This is a genomic window from Maribacter zhoushanensis, from assembly GCF_029350975.1.
Classification (GTDB): Bacteria; Bacteroidota; Bacteroidia; order Flavobacteriales; family Flavobacteriaceae; genus Maribacter; species Maribacter zhoushanensis.
Map to the genome: position 1 here is coordinate 89,002 of NZ_JARKMR010000007.1, position 21,823 is coordinate 110,824.

Annotated in this window: 21 protein-coding genes; 4 read left to right on the forward strand and 17 right to left on the reverse strand. The window is 34.1% G+C overall.

What is annotated here, in order from left to right:
* Together PXD56_RS16805 and PXD56_RS16810 are read right to left on the reverse strand one after the other, a co-directional pair.
* A complete protein-coding gene (locus PXD56_RS16805; RefSeq protein ID WP_276494490.1) occupies positions 1-909 on the reverse strand; it encodes a TatD family hydrolase in 909 nt (302 codons plus the stop codon).
* A gap of 1 nt (position 910) precedes the next feature.
* Entirely contained in the window at positions 911-1,762 is an 852-nt protein-coding gene (locus PXD56_RS16810) for an EboA domain-containing protein (protein ID WP_276494491.1), read from the reverse strand.
* 119 nt (positions 1,763-1,881) lie between these two features.
* Between PXD56_RS16810 and PXD56_RS16815 the strand changes: the two genes are divergently transcribed.
* Positions 1,882-2,463, forward strand: a complete 582-nt coding sequence (locus PXD56_RS16815) for a MiaE family protein (RefSeq protein ID WP_276494492.1) — start codon at positions 1,882-1,884, stop codon at positions 2,461-2,463.
* An 8-nt stretch (positions 2,464-2,471) separates the two neighbouring features.
* On the opposite strand, the gene PXD56_RS16820 is transcribed toward PXD56_RS16815, so the two are convergent.
* The 12 genes from PXD56_RS16820 to PXD56_RS16875 form a co-directional block, all read right to left on the reverse strand.
* The gene (locus PXD56_RS16820) at positions 2,472-3,362 is read right to left on the reverse strand and encodes a Ppx/GppA phosphatase family protein (protein WP_276494493.1); all 891 of its coding nucleotides are present in this window, start codon (positions 3,360-3,362) and stop codon (positions 2,472-2,474) included.
* Positions 3,363-3,374: 12 nt separating this feature from the next.
* Entirely contained in the window at positions 3,375-5,441 is a 2,067-nt protein-coding gene (gene ppk1, locus PXD56_RS16825) for a polyphosphate kinase 1 (RefSeq protein WP_276494494.1), read from the reverse strand.
* Positions 5,438-5,926, reverse strand: coding sequence for a SixA phosphatase family protein (locus tag PXD56_RS16830; RefSeq protein WP_276494495.1), 489 nt, complete (start codon positions 5,924-5,926; stop codon positions 5,438-5,440). Before PXD56_RS16830 ends, ppk1 begins: the two co-directional genes overlap by 4 nt.
* Before the next feature lie 10 nt (positions 5,927-5,936).
* Positions 5,937-6,584: a pyridoxamine 5'-phosphate oxidase gene (gene pdxH / locus PXD56_RS16835; protein ID WP_276494496.1), complete on the reverse strand. Its 648-nt coding sequence runs from the start codon at positions 6,582-6,584 to the stop codon at positions 5,937-5,939.
* A 78-nt stretch (positions 6,585-6,662) separates the two neighbouring features.
* On the reverse strand, positions 6,663-7,568 hold the full coding sequence (locus PXD56_RS16840) for a ribonuclease Z (protein ID WP_276494497.1): 906 nt from the start codon (positions 7,566-7,568) through the stop codon (positions 6,663-6,665).
* 42 nt (positions 7,569-7,610) lie between these two features.
* Positions 7,611-7,943: a ribonuclease Z gene (locus PXD56_RS16845; protein WP_276494498.1), complete on the reverse strand. Its 333-nt coding sequence runs from the start codon at positions 7,941-7,943 to the stop codon at positions 7,611-7,613.
* Between the two features lies 1 nt (position 7,944).
* On the reverse strand, positions 7,945-8,871 hold the full coding sequence (locus tag PXD56_RS16850; RefSeq protein ID WP_058105770.1) for an aspartate carbamoyltransferase catalytic subunit: 927 nt from the start codon (positions 8,869-8,871) through the stop codon (positions 7,945-7,947).
* A gap of 4 nt (positions 8,872-8,875) precedes the next feature.
* Positions 8,876-9,415 (reverse strand): bifunctional pyr operon transcriptional regulator/uracil phosphoribosyltransferase PyrR, encoded by a 540-nt coding sequence (pyrR, locus tag PXD56_RS16855; RefSeq protein ID WP_276494499.1) that lies wholly within the window; start codon positions 9,413-9,415, stop codon positions 8,876-8,878.
* 113 nt (positions 9,416-9,528) lie between these two features.
* Entirely contained in the window at positions 9,529-10,257 is a 729-nt protein-coding gene (locus PXD56_RS16860; protein ID WP_276494500.1) for a LytR/AlgR family response regulator transcription factor, read from the reverse strand.
* A gap of 3 nt (positions 10,258-10,260) precedes the next feature.
* Complete coding sequence (locus PXD56_RS16865) at positions 10,261-10,992, reverse strand: sensor histidine kinase (RefSeq protein ID WP_276494501.1); 732 nt, start codon at positions 10,990-10,992, stop codon at positions 10,261-10,263.
* Between the two features lie 304 nt (positions 10,993-11,296).
* On the reverse strand, positions 11,297-11,638 hold the full coding sequence (locus tag PXD56_RS16870; protein ID WP_276494502.1) for a DUF4907 domain-containing protein: 342 nt from the start codon (positions 11,636-11,638) through the stop codon (positions 11,297-11,299).
* Positions 11,639-11,712: 74 nt separating this feature from the next.
* Positions 11,713-12,705, reverse strand: coding sequence for a Kelch repeat-containing protein (locus tag PXD56_RS16875; RefSeq protein ID WP_276494503.1), 993 nt, complete (start codon positions 12,703-12,705; stop codon positions 11,713-11,715).
* 241 nt (positions 12,706-12,946) lie between these two features.
* On the opposite strand from PXD56_RS16875, the gene PXD56_RS16880 reads away from it, so the two are divergent.
* Positions 12,947-14,287, forward strand: a complete 1,341-nt coding sequence (locus PXD56_RS16880; RefSeq protein WP_276494504.1) for a DUF4270 family protein — start codon at positions 12,947-12,949, stop codon at positions 14,285-14,287.
* Positions 14,277-15,527 carry a BamG family beta-barrel-assembly machinery protein gene (gene bamG / locus PXD56_RS16885; protein WP_276494505.1) on the forward strand — a complete coding sequence of 417 codons (1,251 nt, stop codon included), beginning with the start codon at positions 14,277-14,279 and terminating at the stop codon, positions 15,525-15,527. The genes PXD56_RS16880 and bamG overlap by 11 nt, the downstream gene beginning before the upstream one ends.
* 443 nt (positions 15,528-15,970) lie before the next feature.
* Here the strand turns inward: bamG and rpsA are convergent, their stop codons facing one another.
* A complete protein-coding gene (gene rpsA, locus PXD56_RS16890; protein ID WP_036155742.1) occupies positions 15,971-17,806 on the reverse strand; it encodes a 30S ribosomal protein S1 in 1,836 nt (611 codons plus the stop codon).
* 266 nt (positions 17,807-18,072) lie between these two features.
* Between rpsA and PXD56_RS16895 the strand changes: the two genes are divergently transcribed.
* Positions 18,073-18,453, forward strand: coding sequence for a LysM peptidoglycan-binding domain-containing protein (locus PXD56_RS16895; RefSeq protein WP_276494506.1), 381 nt, complete (start codon positions 18,073-18,075; stop codon positions 18,451-18,453).
* Between the two features lie 47 nt (positions 18,454-18,500).
* Here PXD56_RS16895 and cmk read toward each other — a convergent pair whose 3' ends face one another.
* Positions 18,501-19,196, reverse strand: coding sequence for a (d)CMP kinase (cmk, locus tag PXD56_RS16900; protein ID WP_276494507.1), 696 nt, complete (start codon positions 19,194-19,196; stop codon positions 18,501-18,503).
* Positions 19,197-19,224: 28 nt separating this feature from the next.
* Positions 19,225-21,675: an endopeptidase La gene (gene lon / locus PXD56_RS16905; protein WP_276494540.1), complete on the reverse strand. Its 2,451-nt coding sequence runs from the start codon at positions 21,673-21,675 to the stop codon at positions 19,225-19,227.
* Positions 21,676-21,823: the final 148 nt, after the last annotated feature.

Here is a 21,823-nt window from a genome sequence, read left to right on the forward strand (position 1 = left end):
TTAGGTAATTTGGTCTTCGTCTATTCTTGGCTTCTGACCTCTTAAAACACTATTGTCGTTAAATAGTTGCGATTGATTAATACTATCTGGTTGTAACCAATGTGCTTCTTTCATTTTCCCGTTCTTACTAAAAGCATCTAACGCATTTTGATAACAGGTTTTTCTAACGTCTTCCATAGAAATACCTCTTTTCAACATTAAAGAAGCTGTTTTTGGCACTGCCAATGGGTCACTGACACCCCAATCTGCAGAGCTATCAACGATGATATTAGAACTTCCGAATTTTCTAACTACCTCAACCATACGCTCATTACCCATTTTTGTTTTTGGGTAAATAGTAAACGCAGCAATAAAACCACGGTCAAGAACTTCTTTTACCGTTTCTTCATTATTATGGTCAATAATAACATTAGCCGGGTCTAAACCATGTTCTAAACACACTTCCATACTCTTTATGGTTCCTGCTTTTTTATCTCGGTGTGGCGTATGTACCTGTACGGTCATATCTAATTCCTTCGCCATATCCAATTGCATTCTAAAGAACTTGTCCTCTGCAGGTGTTTGGTCGTCATAGCCTATTTCACCAATAGCTACCACATTCTCTTTATGCAAGTATAAGGGCAACAATTCAATAACTTGTTCCGCCAAAGCTTCATTGTTGGCTTCTTTAGAATTTAAACCAATAGTACAGTAATGCTTAATTCCAAATTGACTAGCCCTAAAAGGCTCCCACCCTACTAGACTACTATAGTAATCTTGAAAAGAGCCTACTTGAGTTCTAGGCTGACCAAGCCAAAACGAAGGTTCAATTACCGCCACAACTCCCGCAGCCGCCATTGCCTCATAATCATCTGTTGTTCTTGACGTCATGTGGACATGCGGGTCAATAATCATCATTTTATCTTCCATTCTATTGTTGTTTAATCGTATTCCAAGTTATTTCACCATCCGCTATTTTATGTTTTAGCTCTGGTTTACTATTTAAAATCGCCATAGCTCTATCATTATCTGAGTAATAACAACAAAGAGCGCCAGCATTATTCTCTACTTTATCTTCACTACTTAAAAGTACTTTCATATCATTTAAAAGCGCTTCATTTAAAAACTTTGATACTGGTCTCCAAAATAATGGGTCTATTTTTCTTCCCGCAGCCCATCTTTCATGAGCATAATCAGATATTATTCTAGCTAAATCTGCATTTGCCCTTTCGTCAACAGATTCTATTTGCGAAAGGTCACGCTCCATAAATGCCGCTTTTAAGAACATTTGATTCCATTGTTGATCATTGAAATACTTTGTAGGATACGGATTATTCAATGTTATTGCATCAAAAATTGCTGCAATATTAGTTCTTAAAGCTTCTACTGCTGTTTCCTTGTAAGCTTCAGGATTGGGTAAAAGAATTAAATATTTTAAAAAGGTTTCTAATTCACCGGTATCAGCCACCTGTATGATATTCGCTACCTTTGAAGTGTAGAATTCCAAATCTTGCCCTAGCACTTCTGACAGCAAATAAATACGCGCTACCTGTAAAATACTTGCCGAATGCTCACTAAAATACCGAGCATTTTCTGAATTGAATTTTTCAAATAAAATTGGCTCTACACCATCAAACTTCACATTTAAAAGGCTATAAGTCATAAATAAATCTTTGGAAGATTTAATACCAGCCATCTTTTCTATTTTACCCTTTAACCAAGTAACACTTTCTTCATTACCATATTGTAATAATAAACTATGAATATCTTGTTGATCGTGCATTTTGATTTTGGATTGATGGTAACTCAAAAATAATTATTATTAAGCACTAAGACATCTAGGTTTTTGATTAAAATTGGTATGGTCTTCAAAATCTTTCTAATTTTGAAAAAAAGTAAACTATGCTAGGTCTAAAACTACCTACCGATCCAAGATGGGTAAATATTGTAGAGAAAAATATTGATGAGATTCTTACTGATCATGCATACTGCGAGCAGAAAGCCGCTAGTACGGCTATATCGCTAATAGTATCTTTTCCCGAATATACAGAGCTTGTTACTGAAATGGTTGCTTTATCTAGAGAAGAAATGGGTCATTTTAAAATGGTACATGACCTTATTTTAAAGCGTGGCAATACTTTAGGCAGAGACCGTAAAGATGACTATGTTATTGAACTAATCAAGTTTTTTCCCAAGGGAGGTAGCAGAACTACGCAATTGGTTCATAGATTACTCTATGCTGCACTTATTGAAGCTCGTAGCTGTGAACGTTTTAGGCTGCTCTCCGAAGAATTGGAAGATAAAGAACTAGCGGATTTCTATCACAAGTTAATGATTAGTGAAGCTGGTCATTATACCATGTTCTTAAAGTTTGCCCGTAAATATGGTGAATTAGAAGAGGTAAATAAAAAATGGGACAGCCTTCTAGAATATGAAGCCCAAATCATGAAAGATTTAGGTACTAAAGAATCTATTCACGGTTAAAATTTAACTTACTTATTCTCAGAATTATATAAATCCTTAATTATACCATCTGATAGACCGATTTTAGGCACGTGAATTTTTTTGGCTCCACTCCATTTAGCTGCTGATAAAAAAATCTTTGTAGCCGGTATTATAACATCTGCCCTATCCGGATTTAATCCTAATTCTGATATTCTGTCATCATAACTTAAGCTGTCTAAAAAATGATATTGAGCATTTAACCAAATATAAGATAATGGCTCTCCTTCTTTTCTACCTGACAACTTATGTAACTTGTTTATGTTACCACCAGAACCTATAATTGATAATTTAGGTTTGTCTTTTAAATTAACCTTTATCCATTCTTCTAATTTTTTCCATGTTTCTGGCTTAACCATATCATTCAAAAGCCTGACCGTACCTAACTTGAATGATTTTGAAACTTGAATCTTGCCCTTAGAAAATAAGGTAAATTCAGTACTACCTCCACCAACATCAATGTACAGGTATGACTGATCATTAGTAATTAAGCTCTTTAAGTCGGTAGAAGCTATTATTGCAGCTTCTTGCTTACCATCAATCAAGTCTATTTCTATTCCTGATTCTTGGGAGATTTTTTTTATAATCTCATTTCCATTATTTGCCTCCCGCATTGCAGAGGTAGCGCAGGCTCTATACTTCTCAACTCCCGCTACATCCATTAAAAGCTTAAAGGCTTTCATTGTCTTTATCAACCTTGCTTCATTTACTTCAGATATTTCACCTACGGTAAATGAATCTTCTCCTAATCTTACAGGTACCCTGACCAAAGCGCTTTTTCTGAATTGGGTCTTTTTACCCTTATCTTCAATAACGTTGTGCGTAAGCAACCTTATAGCATTAGAACCTATGTCAATCGCTGCAAATTTTCTTACCTTCAAAAGAGCTCTTTTTTAAGATTCTTGTTTGTTCGAATAATATTCATATGTAGCAAATTGAGACCTAATTCTAGGTAACGTAGTCTTTCTATAGGCATTATCTTGTGCGGCATTGAATACACGCGCTTTCATATTATCTTTCCAACAGATATCAAAAGTATCCATTAATTCCTTTTTAATGTCCTCATCATAAATTGGACAACCTACTTCAACTCTATAATCAAGGTTTCTTGTCATCCAATCTGCAGATGAAATATAAATTTTAGTATCACCTCCATTAGCGAAAGCAAAGATTCTGGTATGCTCCAAAAATTTATCTATTACACTTATAGCTTCTATGTTTTCGCTCATACCCTCAACACCTGGTATTAAGCAACATATACCCCTTATGATCAACTGGATCTTTACCCCTGCCCTACTTGCTTCATACAGTTTATCTACCATTTTGTATGATGTAAAACTGTTCATTTTAATTTTGATGAAAGCTTCTTTACCTTCCTTGGCATTTGCTATTTCATTATCAATCAATTTCATAAACGCATTCTTGGTATAATGCGGAGAAACTATAAGGTGTTTGTATTTATTGATTTTATAAGTAGTCTCAAAGAAATCAAAGACTTTATTCAGTTCTTTTAGTATAGAATCATCTGCTGTAAAGAGTGTAAAATCGGTATAAATTCTTGCTGTAGACTCATTGAAATTACCAGTACTTACAAATCCGTAGCGTTTAATAGAACCAGCCTCTTCACGCTCAATCAAGCATATTTTACTATGTACTTTTAATCCTGGTACCCCAAAAATAAGTTTTACTCCTTCTGCCTGTAGCTGCTCTGCATACTCAATATTGGCCTGCTCATCAAAACGAGCTTGAAGCTCTATTTGTACCGTTACTTGTTTTCCGTTTTTAACGGCATTGATTAAAGATGCCGCAATTTGAGAATTACTTGCCAGTCTATACACCGTAATCTTTATTGTACGAACCTTAGGGTCTAAAGCCGCTTCACGCAAAAACTTTAAAACATATGTAAAGGTATGATAAGGTGTATACTGCAAATAGTCTTTTTTGGCAATACTTTCTAAAATACTACCCTCTACACTAAGACCTTTTACGGGTAACGGTGTTATTTTGTCATACAGTAAATCTTTTCTACCTAAACTAGGAAAGCCCATATAATCTCTACGGTTATGATACCTGCCACCAGGTATTACACTATCCGTATCTTCAATGTTCATCTTTTCTTTTAGAAAAGTCAACGTATCTCTACCAATACTTTTGTCATATACAAAACGTACCGGATCACCTATTTTTCTATGCTCTACACTTGAAGATATTTTCTCAATAAAACTCTTACTTAAATCATTATCAATATCTAATTCTGCATCTCTAGTAATCTTTATCATGTGAGCCGAAATAGATTCATACTCAAACATGGTAAAAATGTTGTCCAAGCAATACCTAATCAAATCATCAAGTATAATGATATAACTTTTACCAGCTTCATCTGGCAGTACAACAAAACGATCTATTCCTTTTGGAATCTCAATTAATGCATAACGTTTTTCCTTTTTACTCTCCTCACTCTTAATTACCATTTTAACAGCCAAATAAGCTGCCGTATCCTTTAAGGTAGGAAAGCGTGTAAGATCATTCAGAATGATTGTCATTAACTGCGGACTTACCTCTTTCAAGAAATAAGCTTTAACGAATTCTTTTTGCTTCTCGTTTAATTCCGTTTCCTTGATGATAAAAATATTCTCGCCCTCAAGCTCATGCTCAATTCTTCTAAGAATTGTTAAACTCTTGGTTTGCTGCTCAATTACAATATTTGTAATCTCTTCTAAAAGGTCTTTTGCTTTCTCACCACCCAATACACTTTTACCAGTTTTACCGGCTTCAACTATACGCTTTACCGTTGCATAACGAACTTTAAAAAACTCATCTAAGTTGTTTGAAAAAATACCTAAAAAACGAAGTCTTTCAATTAATGGAACATTCTTATCTGCGCTTTCTTGTAATACACGCTCGTTGAACCATAACCAACTTATTTCTCTATTTACGTACTGGTTGTTATTTTTTATCATGCTTTTAGTTGCTTCGGAAAAATGGTTTGTATTGTTGAGCCTTTGATAACATTAGCCCAAGTATTTTCTTGGAATTGTAAATGAACAAATCCGCTAGTAGGCACATTATCAATACGCCTATCTCCCATAGAATTAGCTAAATGGGTAAAAGTATGGTTGTGTCCAAATAGAAGAACATTATTTAAATTATTATCTAATTGCTGAATAAACTGGAACACTTGATTTCCTGAAAAATCATATAAATCTGCAGTTACACTACAATTCTCTAAAGGATAATATAGCGTTCGCAAACAAATCATACAGGTATGAAACGCCCTGTTTGCAGGACTGGTATAAACTTGATCTATTTTTAAATTCAGTTTTGCAATTTCATCGGCTACCAAACGGGCATCAGAAATTCCTCGCTGTAACAACGCCCTATCTTGATCACTAACATTTAGCTCCCAAGAAGACTTGCCATGACGCATTAAAAATAGATTCTTCATTATATTTTATTTAAGGGGCTAATCGCTCCATTTTCCAATCATATTCTTCCGTTAGGCTATATCTAATACGATCATGTAATCTATTGGGTCTACCTTGCCAAAACTCCATAGAAACCGGTCTTACCAAATACCCGCCCCAATGACCTGGCCTTTCAATTTCCTTACCTTCATATTCTTTCTCCAATCTACTAAGCTTATCTTCTAAAACTTCTCTAGAATCTATTACCGTACTCTGATCGGAAACCAATGCACCTAGTTTGCTACCATCTGGCCTTGAATCAAAATAACCATCAGATAGATTTTCAGGGAGTTTTTCTGCAATACCTTTTATGATTACCTGACGTTCTAAATTAGGCCAGAAAAACGAAATACAGATATTAGGGTTCTCACTAATGGCACGACCTTTTTCACTATTGTAATTCGTATAAAAAATAAAACCCTCGTGAGTGTATTTTTTTAGAAGTACAACCCTACTTTTAGGAAAACCATCTAAGCCTACCGTAGATACGGTCATGGCATTAGGTTCATCTACCCCATCAGATTTTTCAACCTCATAGAACCATGTTTGAAAAAGTTGGATTGGATTGTCAGATATACTGTCTTCCATCAACGCACTTTTCTCGTAAGATTTCCTATAATCCCCTAAATCTTTTTGCATCATTTTCGTGTTAAAAACAAGATAAACAAAGTTCTAAAAAGAAAGGAAAATAAACGCTATAAAAACAGATTAAAAGGTTTAAAAATCGAAAGTCTTGCCATCATCGGCAAGTAACACATTAGGGAAAATTGTTGAAGCTTCTTCCTTAAATAGTTCTATAGATTTGTAACGTGTAGAATAATGACCTAATAATAAGGTTTTTACACTTGCATCTTTTGCTACTTTTGCTGCCTGCATAGCTGTAGCATGTTTGGTTTTTGTCGCCAATTCTGCTTCTGACTCTAAAAATGTAGATTCATGGTATAAAACATCAACATTTTTGATTTTCGCAGCCAAGCTTTCATCATAAATAGTATCACTACAAAAAGCATATGATTTTGGTTTAGGCGGGTCAAAAGTCAATTTTGTATTCGCAATTACCTCTCCATCATCTAAAGTTACGTCCTTTCCATTTTTTATGTTTTGATAATATGCTTTATCAATACCATATTCCTCGGCAGCATGAATATTTAGTTTTCGTTTCCCTACTTTTTCTCGAAATAAATAACCATTTGTATAAATTCGATGATCTAACGGTATCGTGGATACGCTTATTTTACTATCCTCAAAGACAAGTTCTGATTCTTTACTTGATAGCTCATGAAACAATAACGGGTAGTTGGTCCAAGAATCTCCCAACTTTAAAAGTAGGGTAATTGCTTCTTTTATTCCTTTTGGTCCATAAACATGTAATTCTTTCTCCCTACCCAACAATCTCATTGTAGAAATAAAACCAGGTAATCCAAAAAAGTGATCTCCGTGTAAATGGGAAATAAAAATATGGTTGATTCTTGAGAACTTTATCTTATGCCTTCTCAGCTCTACTTGAGTACCCTCACCACAATCAATTAACACAATGTGATTATTGATTTCCAGCACTTGAGATGTTGGGTTTGTAAGTGTTCTTGGTGTTGCCGCATAACAACCCAATACAGTAAGATGCATAAAAAATTACTTAAGTATTCTTATTGGTGTTTTGGGTTTTCTCTAAATACCCAAATCACGTTCTATTTCTTCCATTTCAACAATATCTCTAGCTTCTTGAAGTGTAGGCACTAAATTAATTTCTTCTGGTACGTCATCATAAGATACTTTGTTGGACACCAACACAAAAGATTGTTCATTCTCTTTGTGTTTTCTGGCTATTTCTAGAAAAGAAATAACATTGTAAGGTGTCAGCTCAGAGAAACTCAATAAATCTAACACCAAATTGTCATTCTTTAATTTATCATATTCCTTATCCAAATTTTCTAAAAAACGTTCAATAGAAATTTCTTCTTGAGAGACGATAATCAACGATTCTTCTTTAGTAAAAATCATATCATTTAATTTTAGATGCTAATAAATATATTACCGCCATACGTATGGCAACTCCGTTTTCAACTTGATTCAAAATAATAGATTGCTTTGAATCGGCAACATCACTTGTAATCTCAACTCCCCTATTAATTGGTCCGGGGTGCATGATAACAATTTCTTTATCCAAACTATCAAGTAGTTTCTTGTTCACACCAAATTGCTGGGTATATTCCCTTGTAGTTGGAAAATAACTAATATCTAATCTTTCGTTCTGTATTCGCAACATATTTGCTACATCGCACCATTCCAACGCTTTTCTTAAATTAGTTTCAACACCTACCCCTAAAGATTCTATATATTTAGGCAACAATGTCTTAGGACCACAAACTTTAACGTTCGCTCCCTGTAATTTTAGTGCAAAAATATTTGAAAGTGCCACCCTAGAATGAAGAATATCACCAACTATCACCACATTTTTACCCGCAACATCACCCAATTTTTCACGAATGGAATAAGAGTCTAACAACGCTTGTGTAGGGTGCTCATGTGCACCGTCACCAGCATTAACAATAGAAGCATTAACATGTTTTGACAAGAAAATACCCGCACCTGGGTTTGGATGCCGCATAACCACCATATCTACTTTCATAGATAAAATATTATTTACGGTATCTATTAAAGTTTCACCTTTCTTTACCGAAGATTGACTGGCTGAAAAATTAAGCACATCTGCAGACAACCTTTTTTCAGCAAGTTCAAAAGACAATTTTGTTCTGGTACTATTCTCAAAAAAAATATTGGCAATAGTAATATCTCTAAGCGAAGGAACTTTTTTGATCGATCGGTTGATCACTTCCTTAAAATGATCGGCAGTTTCAAAAATAAGCTGAATATCGGTTTCCTTTAGGTATTTAATTCCCAGTAAGTGTTTAACACTCAGTTCGCTCATTTTCTTATCTATTTACTAAATATATAATATCTTCTCCGTCATTTTCTTCCCACATCACCTTTACCTTCTCATCATTAATAGCATCTACCTGACGACCTCTGTAATTAGGCTGTATTGGTAAATGTCTGCTAAACCTACGATCAATTAAACATAAGAGTTCTACGTCTTTTGGTCTACCAAAAGATTGTAAAGCGGTCAATGCTGCATTTATACTTCTACCCGTATACAGCACATCATCAATTAAGACTACGTTCTTATCTTCTATTAAAAAATCAATTTTGGTTTTTGTTGCCTCTAAGGTCTTTTCTCCCCTTCTAAAATCGTCCCGATAAAACGTAATATCCAAAAAACCTAAATCAATCTGCTTCACCTTATATTCTTCTTTTAGAATCTTAGTTAGGCGTTGCGCAAGAAACTTGCCCCTAGGTTGAATGCCTATTAAAACTGTATTTTCAAAACTTAAGTGATTCTCAAGAAGCTGACAAGCCAATCTATGCAGGATGATATTGATTTCTTTGGAAGAGAGTAAAACTTTTTGACTCATAATTGGCACCCGTGCTTTTAGCTAAACAAAAATAGATAATTCTATCTAAACTTTGACAGCTTATATTATGAAGTAAATTCGAAAAATTAATTTTAGTACGCTAAAATATAATTCTACAAGCCTAAAATAGAAAAGAAAGCTTCTTTATGACTCTCACCAATAGGTATACGCATATCATTTATAACAATTCTATTACGTTGAACCGTTTTAATATAATCAACATTGACAAGATATGATTTATGCACTCTAAGAAACTGATTAGAAGGTAATTTGTTCATAATCTCCTTAAAACTCATCAAAGTAAGAATGGTCTTATTGGTATTAGCTATATGAATTTTTAAATAGTCCTTTAAGCCTTGTACGTACTCAATTTGGTCTAAATCAATTTTTATACTCTCATATTCTGCTTTAACAAAAATGAACTTTTTTTCTACTGAATTATCGCCTGCGGATGAGAAAACATTTGCTTCCATAATTGGTTCTTGTTTTTTAGAAATTAAATCCTGTACTCTAGAAACGGATTTTATAAAACGATGATACGGTATTGGTTTTACCAAATAATCTACTGCATTCAACTCAAAACCATCAACTGCATACTGCGAATAAGCTGTCGTGAAAATGAATAAAGGTCTATTATCTAAAGTACCCATGAAATCTATGCCATTGATTTGTGGCATTTCTATGTCACAAAAAATCAAGTCAATTTTCTTTTCTTTGATTTCCGTTATAGCATCTAACGGATTTGTGTAGGTGTTTACCAATTCAATAAAATCTAACTTTTCACAGTACCCAGAAAGTATTTCAATAGCTAGTGGCTCATCATCTATAATTATACATTTCATAGGCTAGATTGTTTTTTGGTAAATAGTTAACGACACTTCATAATCTTTACCGTCATTATCAACTTTAAGGTTATGTAACCCTGGATAAATTAATTCTAATTGATTTCTGATATTTTCTAAGCCAATACCTGAGTTTTTAGTAGGCTCTTTAAAGATTCCAATTTTGTTCTTTACATTTAAATAAACAGAAGCGTCTGTTATAGTCAACGTAATTTTTACATAAGTTTTACCTTTATAGTCTGTACCATACTTAAATGCATTTTCTATAAATGAAATAAACAATAAAGGTGGCACTGCCCTACCCCTATCTTCTCCTGTTATTTTTAAAGACACATTCTCACTATCTGATAATCTTAAACGCTGTAACTGTATGTAACTTTTTATATAATCTATTTCCTTATTTAGGGGTACCAAATCTTTATCTGCCTCATAGATCATGTACCTCATTAATTCAGATAAATCCACTATAGCTTCTGAAGTATCTGGTGATTTTTTTACAGAAAGCGCGTAAATTGTATTCAGGGAATTGAATAAAAAATGTGGATTCAATTGCGCTTTCAAAAACTGCAACTCTGACTTTATACTCTCTTTTTCAACGGATAATCTTAAATTCTCATTACGTTTCCACTCCACATACATTCTTAAGATGGCACTGATAACATAAGGTATGGCAAGACTTACAAAAGATCTATAATATGGCATTATCATAAAACCTCTTGGTCGTTCCCTGTCCATGAAAAAATTTTCTGGAAACCTGGGTTCATAAAAATGATTCAACAATAAAGCGGAAACTACTAAGAGACCCAACGATAAAATAAAATATGATAACACACTTTTTTTTAATAAAAATTCTGGGACTAGATAGAAATAGTTAAAATAAAAAAGAATGATAATAACAAGAAGCTTCGGAAATACATCTGAAGGAATTGGTCTTGCATTATTTAAAATAGGATAAAAAATAAATCCATATAATAATATCCATAAACTAATATGAACTACTATTTGAACCCTATTTTTAAAAATTGCTTGCATAAAGTAATTAGTGATCTACCACAGTAGAAATATTCAATTCTACTAAGTCTGATGGCAACAACATTGGAGACTCTCCATCTTCTATTTTCGATAATACCAGACTAGCTGTTTTTAAGGCTTGTTCTTCTGTTTCAAACTTTTGCTTACCAGATAATCCAGGAATATATTCCTGTAAAATAATTACTTTCTCTCCCCTCATAATTTGATAACCATATCCATCATTTAAATCTACAACCTCGCTATGAAATAGTTGACTTGGACTTGTTGCAGATTGATTATAAATGGAATAGCCAAACACTAACGCCAAAAATAGCACAATAACTACCGAGTATTTTATAGTAGAACTCATAAATAAATGTTTAAAAATGGGCCAATCCACTCAGATTGACCCAAAAAATTAACAATTGCACTCACTATGAAAAGTTAATCTTCCTCTTCGTACTCATCTTGAGGAAAGAATTCATCTAAATCATCTAGGTATAAAGTACCCGTTCTACCCATTCCTATAAATACACGACTACCATTAGAAAATGCTATCGCATCTTGTCTTGTAGCTCCTTCAAAAGAAGTTTTTTGCTCCCACTCATCTGATACTGGATCATACTCCCAAACCGTATTGGTAGCACCACCTAATTCACCTGTTGCTATATAACCGTACCCATTTAATGCAAAACCAACAGCATTACTTCTTTGTACGGCATAATCATCTTCTTCATCTAAATCTAATTTCTTTGTCCAGCTTTCTGTTGTTGGATCAAACACCCAGAAATCATCCAAGTAAACCCCGTTAGAAACACCTGTACCTAAATACACCAAACCATCAATTGTAAAGGTCGTTGCCGATCTTCTTTTGTTTCCTCCAAAGCCTACTAGCTCTGTCCAAGAATCATTGGCTGGGTTATACTTCCAAAAATCTTTTCTATCATTTTCACCATCATAACCAGTACCAACATAACCAAACCCATTAGCACCAAAACCAACTGCACTTCTTCTAGCAGTCGTTAAAGGCGCAATTTCCGTCCATGTATTTGATGCAGTATTATAGCTATAAAAATCTGTTAATTCATCAACCCCATCATAGCCAGACCCAATATAACCTGTACCGTCAATTTCAAACCCTACTGCAGCATTTCTGGCAGCACCAGGAAAATCTGCTTTCTGAGACCAGTAATCTCCTTCTATATCATATGCCCAAAATGAAGCTAAATAATCATCACCATCATACCCAACACCCATATAGCCAACATTGTCAATTGTAAAGCCAGACATACTACTTCTTGGGCTACCGTCAAATACAGATTTATCTACCCAGTTTCCTAAATCGTCACCGTCATCATCACTTGAACAACTTGTAATTACCATGGCCAATAGCGCTATACCAGTAATCTTGTACACATACGATTTTCTTTTATTCATTATTTTTTTGTTTTAAGGTTCTTTCAATTCAAGATCAAATCTACTAGAGACCCTAGCGTTGAAAAAAACACAATAGATTAAGGTTGATTTTTAACATACCAAACCCTAGTTTTTATCTACGAACACAAACTTTTGATTAATAGTTCAAATAACAGGGTTTATCCCTTAACATTCACGATTCGTCTATTCAGGTTTTTACAACCACGCTTGGTATTTAGCTTTGAGAAAAATTAATTTCTAAATGAAGGTGTTCTTAAACAAACTACGTGCGCTCTACATCATTATAGTAGGCGGTTTCCTCGCTTTTGTCGCTTATTCTTGTAGCGATGATATTTACAATGATTCTGAATTTGTTGCCGGCGAAACTTTTACAGACAGTAATATTCGACTTATACTGATAGACACTTTAACGGTCAGTACATCTACTATGAAGTTTGATAGTATTGTCACTTCAGAATCTACTAGAATACTATTAGGAAAATATACAGATACCGTATTCGGTACCGTTACTGCCTCTAGTTATATGCAGTTTCTACCAGAAACTTATACGATAGATTCAGAGGCTGTTTTTGATAGTATTGTTATGGTATTGGGGTATGACAACTATTATTATAATGATACGCTCCAGAAAAATACTATTCATATTAAAAAAATTAATGAGAGTCTAAAACCAGAAAACGATGATTATTTCTACAATACAAGCAAAATTGGTTATGATGAAGATGATCTAGGGTTTTTTGAATACACCCCCAGACCTTTGGCAGGCGATTCTATAACTATAAAACTCATAGACGATTTTGGTAATGAAGTGTTTTCTAAACTTCAAGAAAAAGATATTGTAAACATTGATGAGTATCGAGATTATTTTAAAGGTATTGGCCTCTTGCCAGATGATGTTGATGATGGGTCTGTTATTGGTTTTTCTAAATCTTCTGAAAATACCTATATGCGTTTATACTATAGTACAGATACTGAATATGAATCTGAACAAGATTATCTTGATATTCAAATAGATGCAACTACCACTCCTATTCCATTTTTTAACAGTATCACGGCAGACGACCCTATAACTCCTTTACAGAGTTTAACAGACAGCAAGACCAATCTTGAAAGCGCAGACTCTAATAATCAAAGTTATATACAAGCCGGTATAGGTATAGCTATGCGTGTGCAATTCCCTAGCATTAAAAGTCTTTATGACATACCTGGCAGTGGTACAATTTTAGACGGCACTTTAAAAATAAAACCTGTAGCCCAATCATACAATGATCATTTAAAACTAAGAGACACTCTTGCTGTTTATGTGGTTGATCAAAACAATGAATTAACAGAAACTTTATCATCTACCTCATACGCTATTCTTAATAGGGATAATCAAGAATTTAATGATATCTATTATGAAATACCCATATCCTATTATTTAGAGGAGTTGCAATTAAATGATAGAGATATCGATGATGCTTTGATATTGCTTCCTCCTGATTATAATTCCACAGTTGATAGATTTATACTCAACGGAAACGGCAATGGCGAAAATGAAACAGTTTTAGAATTAACATACGGAGTATACGATGAAGATTAACCAAATTATATTTATTACTATAGCAGCATTATTTGCAATGCAACAAACTTCAGCGCAATCTGAAGCTTTGACTAGCTCACCATACTCATTATATGGTTTAGGGGTAATTAACCAAACCAGTATTGGTAAATTCAATAGTTTAGGATACAGCGGTATTGGAATAAAATCCCCATATGAACTTAACAATCTTAACCCTGCCAATTACTCACTTATTCCTCAAAATTCATTTTTATACGATATTGGTGTAACAGGTGAGTTTAACAGCTATAGCAATACTTCTTCTGCTGAAGAGAAATCTAATGTAAATTTTTCCAATCTCGCATTCGGGTTTAGAATAATGGAAAATTTGGGTGCAGGTATTACCATGGTTCCTTATAGTGATGTTGGCTATTCATTACTTGGCGTAAGTAGCAATATTGAAGGATCTACCGATTCTTTTAAAAGTAATGTAACAGGACTAGGTGGATTAAATGATATTAGACTAAATGTTGGTTATGCGATTATGCCTAAATTAAGATTAGGTCTTAGTGCCTCTTTCTTATTTGGGAACATAGAAGAAACAGAGTCATTTATTTACAATACTTCTACCTTTGAGTCTATAGAAAAAACAAATTATAGCGGTGCAAGATTAGGTTTTGGATTTCAATATGATATCAATGATAAATTAACCATAGGTAGTACCGTACAATTACCTACAAGCTTAAATGGCAATCTAAAAAGGTCTGTAGACAAATCTATATCTGGAATAGCAATTTCTGTTGAAGATGAGAGCTCTGATAATGTTTCTGATTTTAAACTACCACTTGAACTAGGTTTTGGTCTAAGCCTTAAGCCTATTAAGGAATTGACTTTTAGCGCAGACTACAAGAAAAACTTTTGGACAGACACCGATCAATCTGAAAATATTGGCAGTTATGAAGACCAAGATATTTATGCCTTCGGGTTAGAATTCATTCAAGACCCTACTAGCTACAAATATGGTCAAAGACTAGCATACAGACTAGGTTACAATTATGACAACGGATACTTGGCAATAGGCGACAACAAAGTAGAAGGCTATAATTTTACAGCGGGTATAGGTATACCAACCAGTAGAGGTACACACTCCATGATCAATCTTTCATACAGCTATGGCTCTAAGGGACTTTTACAAAACGTATTGGTAAAAGAGAACTTTCACTTAGTAACGTTGAACTTGAGCTTAGAAGACATTTGGTTTGTAAAGAAGAAGGTGTACTAATTTAAAAAAATAAATACTTATTAAAACAATAAATTATGAAGTGAATTATACTTCTATTATTAAAATCTCCATTAGTAATTCATTTTTTTGGAACCGTAATAGGAACTGAGAATTATGGATATTGAAAAAAGCCTAGATGAATAATCTAGGCTTTTACATTTATTCTTCTCAACTATATATATAATTGAATATATCGCTACTTTAACACAACTGTCAATATTACCTATAGGAGCTTCATGACTTGGCTATGCTACTTCAGTCATACCCTATAAGTCTCTTGCACCAATCATAATTTCCTAACGATACTATTAACCTACAATCTGGAAACTTAAGTTGCTTTACCAAATATATCATCTCAATCAAAGCCTAAAAAACAAAAAGCCCGGATATATATATCCGGGCTTTAATCTATCATCCTTTTTCAAGAATGTGTACTAATGAAATTACTTCTTCTTAGAATCAGCTTCCATTTTGTCTTTCAACGCTTGTAGTGCATCGTTAGCATCACCTAAAGTAGGCTTAGCTTCATCTGCGCTAGCTGCTTGTCTTTTGACAGCTGCTTTTACATTACGTTGCTCCTCTTCACGGAAAATAGCAGTATGACTAGCTACTACACGTTTGAAGTCTTTATTGAACTCAATAATCTTGAATTCAGCTTCATCGCCTTTACCTAGTTTCTTACCATCTTCTTTCTCTAAATGACGTTGAGGAATGAATGCAGTAATATCTTCGTTAAATTCAATTGTTGCACCTTTATCAACTACATCAGAAATGGTTGCTGTATGAACTGTACCCAAAGCGAATTCAGTTTCATATTTATCCCATGGGTTTTCAGTAGTTTGCTTATGACCTAAGCTTAACTTACGACCATCAACATCTAATTCTAATACTTCAACTTCTAAAGTATCACCTACGTTAGTAAACTCAGATGGATGCTTGATTTTCTTAGTCCAAGAAAGATCAGAGATGTAAATTAAACCGTCAATACCTTCTTCTAGCTCAACAAAAACACCAAAGTTTGTAAAGTTTCTTACAATACCTTTATGCTTAGAACCTACAGGGTATTTAGTAGTAATATCAGTCCAAGGGTCTGGAGTCAATTGCTTGATACCAAGAGACATTTTACGATCTTCACGATCCAATGTCAATACAACCGCTTCAACCTCATCACCAACTTTTACGAAATCTTGTGCTGAACGCAAGTGCGTAGACCAAGACATTTCAGATACGTGGATAAGACCTTCAACACCTTCAACAACTTCAATGAACGCGCCATAATCAGCTATAACAACTACTTTACCTTTTACTTTATCACCAATCTTAATTTCATCAGATAAAGCTTCCCAAGGGTGCTTCTCTAATTGCTTAAGACCTAATTGAATTCTAGATTTGTTTTCATCAAAATCAAGAATTACAACATTTAATTTCTGATCTAATTCAACAACCTCGTTCGGGTGGTTGATTCTACTCCAAGAAAGGTCAGTAATGTGAACTAAACCATCAACACCACCAAGATCAATAAACACACCGTATGAAGTAATGTTTTTAACAACACCTTCTAATACTTGTCCTTTTTCTAATTGGCTAATGATTTCTTTCTTCTGTTCTTCAATATCAGCTTCAATTAGAGCTTTATGAGAAACAACAACGTTCTTAAATTCGTGATTGATTTTTACAACCTTGAATTCCATTGTTTTGTTAACATACTGATCGTAATCACGAATAGGCTTAACATCAATTTGAGAACCTGGCAAGAAAGCTTCAATACCAAATACGTCAACGATCATACCACCTTTAGTTCTGCACTTAACAAAACCACTAACGATTTCCTCTTTGTCATGAGCCGCATTAACACGGTCCCAAGCCATAATAGTTCTCGCCTTTCTGTGAGACAATACTAATTGACCACTTTTATCCTCACGAATATCGATCAATACCTCTACTTTGTCACCAACTTTTAAACCTGGGTTGTAACGAAATTCGTTCAACGAAATTACACCTTCAGATTTTGCGTTAATATCAATGATAGCTTCTCTATCAGTAATATAAACAACCTTACCTTCTACTACTTCCTCATCGGCAGTATCTACGAAGTTTTCGGCAACTAATTCTTCAAATTCCTTTAATTTAGAATCATCAACACGCTCAATTCCTTGCTCGTATTTTTCCCAGTTAAAGTTTTCTAAGAATTCTTTTGGATCTTGCTGTGGAGTTTCAACAGCTTGTTGTGTTGCTTCAGTAGTAGCTTCTACCTCTGCGTTTGTTTTTTCTTCAGCCATTTGCTGATTAATAATTTGTATTCCATAACCTTATCAAGACTTAGGCAACAACTATGAAAGTAGTTATATTTATTTGTTTATCTAATCCCTTTTTCTCTTGACTTCCTTGCAAAAAAGGTGTGCAAAAATAATCATTTTATTTAAATTAGGCAACAGAACTACTTATTACACGTTCATTTATGGATTATGGCATGATTTTAGAGTAATACATCTTAAATATGCTTATCTTAGAAGTATTATAATAACCATTAAAAAAAAGTAAAATTATGAGTGTTAAGGCAAAATATCAAGGTGTATTGGATCTTGGTGAGCAATTAGGTATAAAAGACGGTAATGTAACTGTTGAAGGTGATGTTCTTAAAGTAAAAGGACAAGCAAAAACGCCTTATGAAAAAGACCTAATGTGGGATAAAATTAAGCAACTAGGCGGTGAAAGCCCTTCTGACATTAAAGCTAATATCTCTGTTGAAGACGATTCTGTATATCACAGACACGTAGTTAAAGGTGGTGAGTCTTTAAGCAAAATAGCAAAACACTACTATGGTGATGCAATGAAATACAAAGAGATTTTTGAAGCAAATACTGGTATCTTGAAAAATCCGGATGTTATTCATCCAGATCAAGTATTGGTTATTCCAAACAAATAGTATCAATACTATAAAAAAAAGAGGTTAGCAATGCTAACCTCTTTTTTTTATGCTTGCTTCTCAATAACCCGAAGCGAATGTTCATAGATTCTTTGAAACTGATCCTCTAGTCCTAAATCACTATTATCAAACTCTATGGCATCATCTGCCCTTTTTAAAGGTGAAATTACCCGGTTACTATCTATATAATCTCGTTTTTGAACATTTTCAAGAATATCTTCATAATCAACATCCTCTCCCCTATCCAGCAATTCTTTGTATCTTCTTACCGCTCTTTTTTCTGGTGAAGCGGTCATGAAAATTTTAAGTTCTGCATCTGGAAATACGACAGTTCCTATATCTCTACCGTCCATCACTATACCCTTGTCCACACCCATTGCTTGCTGCATAGCTACTAGTTTCTCTCGTACGGCTTGTATTACAGAAACCTGACTAACATTCTTAGATACCGGCATGGTTCTAATTTCTTTCTCTACATTTTCACCATTCAAATACATTTCGGCAAATCCTACATCTGAATTAAAGATGAAATTCAGCTCAATGTCACCTAATGAATTCACCAATGCGTCTTCATCAACTTTAACTGCATCTACAAAACCAGATTTCATAGCAAATAAAGTAACCGCACGGTACATTGCACCTGTGTCCACATATACATATTCTAGCTTTTTCGCTAATTGCTTGGCCAAGGTGCTTTTTCCCGTAGAAGAGAATCCGTCTATTGCAATGGTAATTTTTTTCATTGTTTCAAAAATATAAAGAAAAGCTAGATTATAATTCCTTTGCGTTTTTTACATTATCATCCGTAATGGCAATATCAATAACTTCAGACATTTCCTTTACATAATGAAAAGTCAATCCTTTTAAGTAAGATTCTTTGATTTCCTTGATGTCACGCTCATTATCCGCACAAAGAATAATCTCTTTGATTTTTGCTCTTTTAGCTGCAAGAATCTTCTCCTTTATTCCACCAACAGGCAACACTTTACCACGTAAAGTAATCTCACCCGTCATTGCCAAACTCTTTTTTATTCGCTTTTGAGTAAACAATGAAACCAAAGAAGTTAGCATGGTAATACCCGCGCTTGGCCCATCTTTTGGCGTTGCACCTTCTGGCACATGTATATGCACATTATACTTTTCAAATACAGATGGATCAATACCAAAACGTTCTGCATTAGATTTTATGTATTCCATGGCAATGGTAGCAGATTCTTTCATGACCTTACCTAGGTTACCCGTGATACTCATAGATCCTTTACCTTTTGAAAGTATAGATTCTATGAACAAAATATCTCCACCAACACTGGTCCAAGCTAAACCTGTAACCACACCCGCAACTTCATTATTTTCATATTTGTTACGCTCCATTTTTGGTGCTCCCAATACTTCCATAATATCTTCATTGCTTACTTTAATATCATACGCTTCTTCTGTAGCAATAGATTTAGCGGCATAACGTACCATTTTGGCTATTTGCTTTTCTAAAGAACGCACACCAGATTCACGCGTATACCCTTCAACAATTTTCTCAAGTTGTGGCTTTCCTATTTTTAAATGACTAGCATCTAAACCATGCTCGGTCAATTGCTTTGGCAATAAATGCTTTTTAGCAATCTCCACTTTTTCTTCAATAGTATATCCACTCACATTTATAATTTCCATACGGTCTCTAAGTGCTGGCTGTATACTACCCAAATTATTGGCGGTAGCAACGAACATTACTTTAGAAAGATCATAACCCAACTCTAAGAAATTATCATGAAAGTCGCTATTCTGTTCAGGATCTAAAACCTCAAGCATCGCAGAAGAAGGATCTCCCTGATTGCTGTTTGACAACTTATCTATTTCATCTAAAATAAAAACAGGATTAGATGTACCTGCCTTTTTAAGACTTTGGATAATTCTACCTGGCATTGCACCTATGTAAGTTTTACGATGACCTCTAATCTCAGCTTCATCACGTAATCCACCAAGTGACATACGCACATATTCTCTACCTAATGCCTCTGCAACAGATTTACCCAATGATGTTTTACCAACTCCCGGAGGTCCGTAAAGACATAAAATTGGAGACTTCATATCGTTTCGCAGTTTTAATACCGCTAAATATTCAATGATTCTCTTCTTAACATCTTCTAGACCGTAATGATCACGGTCTAATATTCTCTGTGCTCTTTTTAAATCGAACTTATCTTTTGAATATTCTTTCCAAGGTAATTCCAATAATAGATCTAAATAATTTCGTTGAATAGAATATTCCGCCACTTGCGGGTTCATTCTCTTCATTTTAGCTAGTTCTTTATCAAAATGTTCCTTTACCTTTTTACCCCACTTCTTCTTTTTAGATTTGATTTTCATCTCCTCTAATTCCTCATCATATGAAACGCCTCCCAATTCTTCTTGAATGGTTTTCATTTGCTGATGTAAAAAGTATTCTCTTTGCTGCTGGTCCAAGTCATTTCTAACTTTAGACTGTATATCATTCTTAAGCTCCAGCTTTTGCATTTCAACATTCATATATTTCAATGTTGCCAATGCTCTTTCTTGTAAGCTACCTATCTCTAATAAATCTTGCTTTGCCTTAACATCTAAATTTAGATTAGAGGATACAAAATTTATTAAGAATGAATTACTTTGAATATTCTTAATGGCAAAAGATGCTTCACTAGGAATATTAGGATTATCTCTAATAATCTTTAATGCCAATTCTTTGATTGACTCGATTATAGCCAAGAATTCCTTATCGTTCTTTTCCGGTCTTATTTCTTCGGTCTCTCTTACCGTTGCCGTAAAATATGGTTTTTTGGTAAGTACCTCAGCAATCTCAAAACGCTTTTTACCTTGTATAATTACGGTAGTATTACCATCTGGCATCTGTAGCACACGTAAAATTCTTGCTACCGTACCTAAAGTGTTAATATCTTGTACATCCGGATTTTCCGTTTCCTCATCTTTCTGTGAAACCACACCAATGACCTTAGAGCCATTATTGGCATCTTTTATCAATTGTATGCTTTTATCTCTACCTGCAGTAATAGGTATTACCACACCAGGAAAAAGCACGGTATTTCTTAAAGGTAAAATTGGTAAAGTTTCAGGCAAGGTTTCACTATTCATTTGCTCCTCATCTTCTGGAGTCAATAGTGGTATAAGCTCAGAATCTTGATCTATTCCTTGTAAAGACATATTGTCAAAATTTGAAAATTTAGAATCTTCCATACTCATATATCGGTCATTCTGTCATTAAACGATCAGAACTTTATTTTTATAAATTATAAATAAATACTGTAATAGCCATGAAAACTAAGCGAATACAGCTTTTTACATCTTCATCTGCACATAAGTATTTCAATTCTTATGCCAACTA

What these genes read in the sequence shown, in the direction of transcription:
- PXD56_RS16805 (WP_276494490.1), bottom strand. Translation starts at nt 909, where the DNA reads ATGGAAGATAAAATGATGATTATTGACCCGCATGTCCACATGACGTCA.
- PXD56_RS16810 (WP_276494491.1), bottom strand. Translation starts at nt 1,762, where the DNA reads ATGCACGATCAACAAGATATTCATAGTTTATTATTACAATATGGTAAT.
- PXD56_RS16815 (WP_276494492.1), top strand. Translation starts at nt 1,882, where the DNA reads ATGCTAGGTCTAAAACTACCTACCGATCCAAGATGGGTAAATATTGTA.
- ppk1 (WP_276494494.1), bottom strand. Translation starts at nt 5,441, where the DNA reads ATGATAAAAAATAACAACCAGTACGTAAATAGAGAAATAAGTTGGTTA.
- PXD56_RS16830 (WP_276494495.1), bottom strand. Translation starts at nt 5,926, where the DNA reads ATGAAGAATCTATTTTTAATGCGTCATGGCAAGTCTTCTTGGGAGCTA.
- pdxH (WP_276494496.1), bottom strand. Translation starts at nt 6,584, where the DNA reads ATGCAAAAAGATTTAGGGGATTATAGGAAATCTTACGAGAAAAGTGCG.
- PXD56_RS16840 (WP_276494497.1), bottom strand. Translation starts at nt 7,568, where the DNA reads ATGCATCTTACTGTATTGGGTTGTTATGCGGCAACACCAAGAACACTT.
- PXD56_RS16845 (WP_276494498.1), bottom strand. Translation starts at nt 7,943, where the DNA reads ATGATTTTTACTAAAGAAGAATCGTTGATTATCGTCTCTCAAGAAGAA.
- PXD56_RS16850 (WP_058105770.1), bottom strand. Translation starts at nt 8,871, where the DNA reads ATGAGCGAACTGAGTGTTAAACACTTACTGGGAATTAAATACCTAAAG.
- pyrR (WP_276494499.1), bottom strand. Translation starts at nt 9,415, where the DNA reads ATGAGTCAAAAAGTTTTACTCTCTTCCAAAGAAATCAATATCATCCTG.
- PXD56_RS16860 (WP_276494500.1), bottom strand. Translation starts at nt 10,257, where the DNA reads ATGAAATGTATAATTATAGATGATGAGCCACTAGCTATTGAAATACTT.
- PXD56_RS16865 (WP_276494501.1), bottom strand. Translation starts at nt 10,992, where the DNA reads ATGGACAGGGAACGACCAAGAGGTTTTATGATAATGCCATATTATAGA.
- PXD56_RS16870 (WP_276494502.1), bottom strand. Translation starts at nt 11,638, where the DNA reads ATGAGTTCTACTATAAAATACTCGGTAGTTATTGTGCTATTTTTGGCG.
- PXD56_RS16875 (WP_276494503.1), bottom strand. Translation starts at nt 12,705, where the DNA reads ATGAATAAAAGAAAATCGTATGTGTACAAGATTACTGGTATAGCGCTA.
- PXD56_RS16880 (WP_276494504.1), top strand. Translation starts at nt 12,947, where the DNA reads ATGAAGGTGTTCTTAAACAAACTACGTGCGCTCTACATCATTATAGTA.
- bamG (WP_276494505.1), top strand. Translation starts at nt 14,277, where the DNA reads ATGAAGATTAACCAAATTATATTTATTACTATAGCAGCATTATTTGCA.
- rpsA (WP_036155742.1), bottom strand. Translation starts at nt 17,806, where the DNA reads ATGGCTGAAGAAAAAACAAACGCAGAGGTAGAAGCTACTACTGAAGCA.
- PXD56_RS16895 (WP_276494506.1), top strand. Translation starts at nt 18,073, where the DNA reads ATGAGTGTTAAGGCAAAATATCAAGGTGTATTGGATCTTGGTGAGCAA.
- cmk (WP_276494507.1), bottom strand. Translation starts at nt 19,196, where the DNA reads ATGAAAAAAATTACCATTGCAATAGACGGATTCTCTTCTACGGGAAAA.
- lon (WP_276494540.1), bottom strand. Translation starts at nt 21,675, where the DNA reads ATGGAAGATTCTAAATTTTCAAATTTTGACAATATGTCTTTACAAGGA.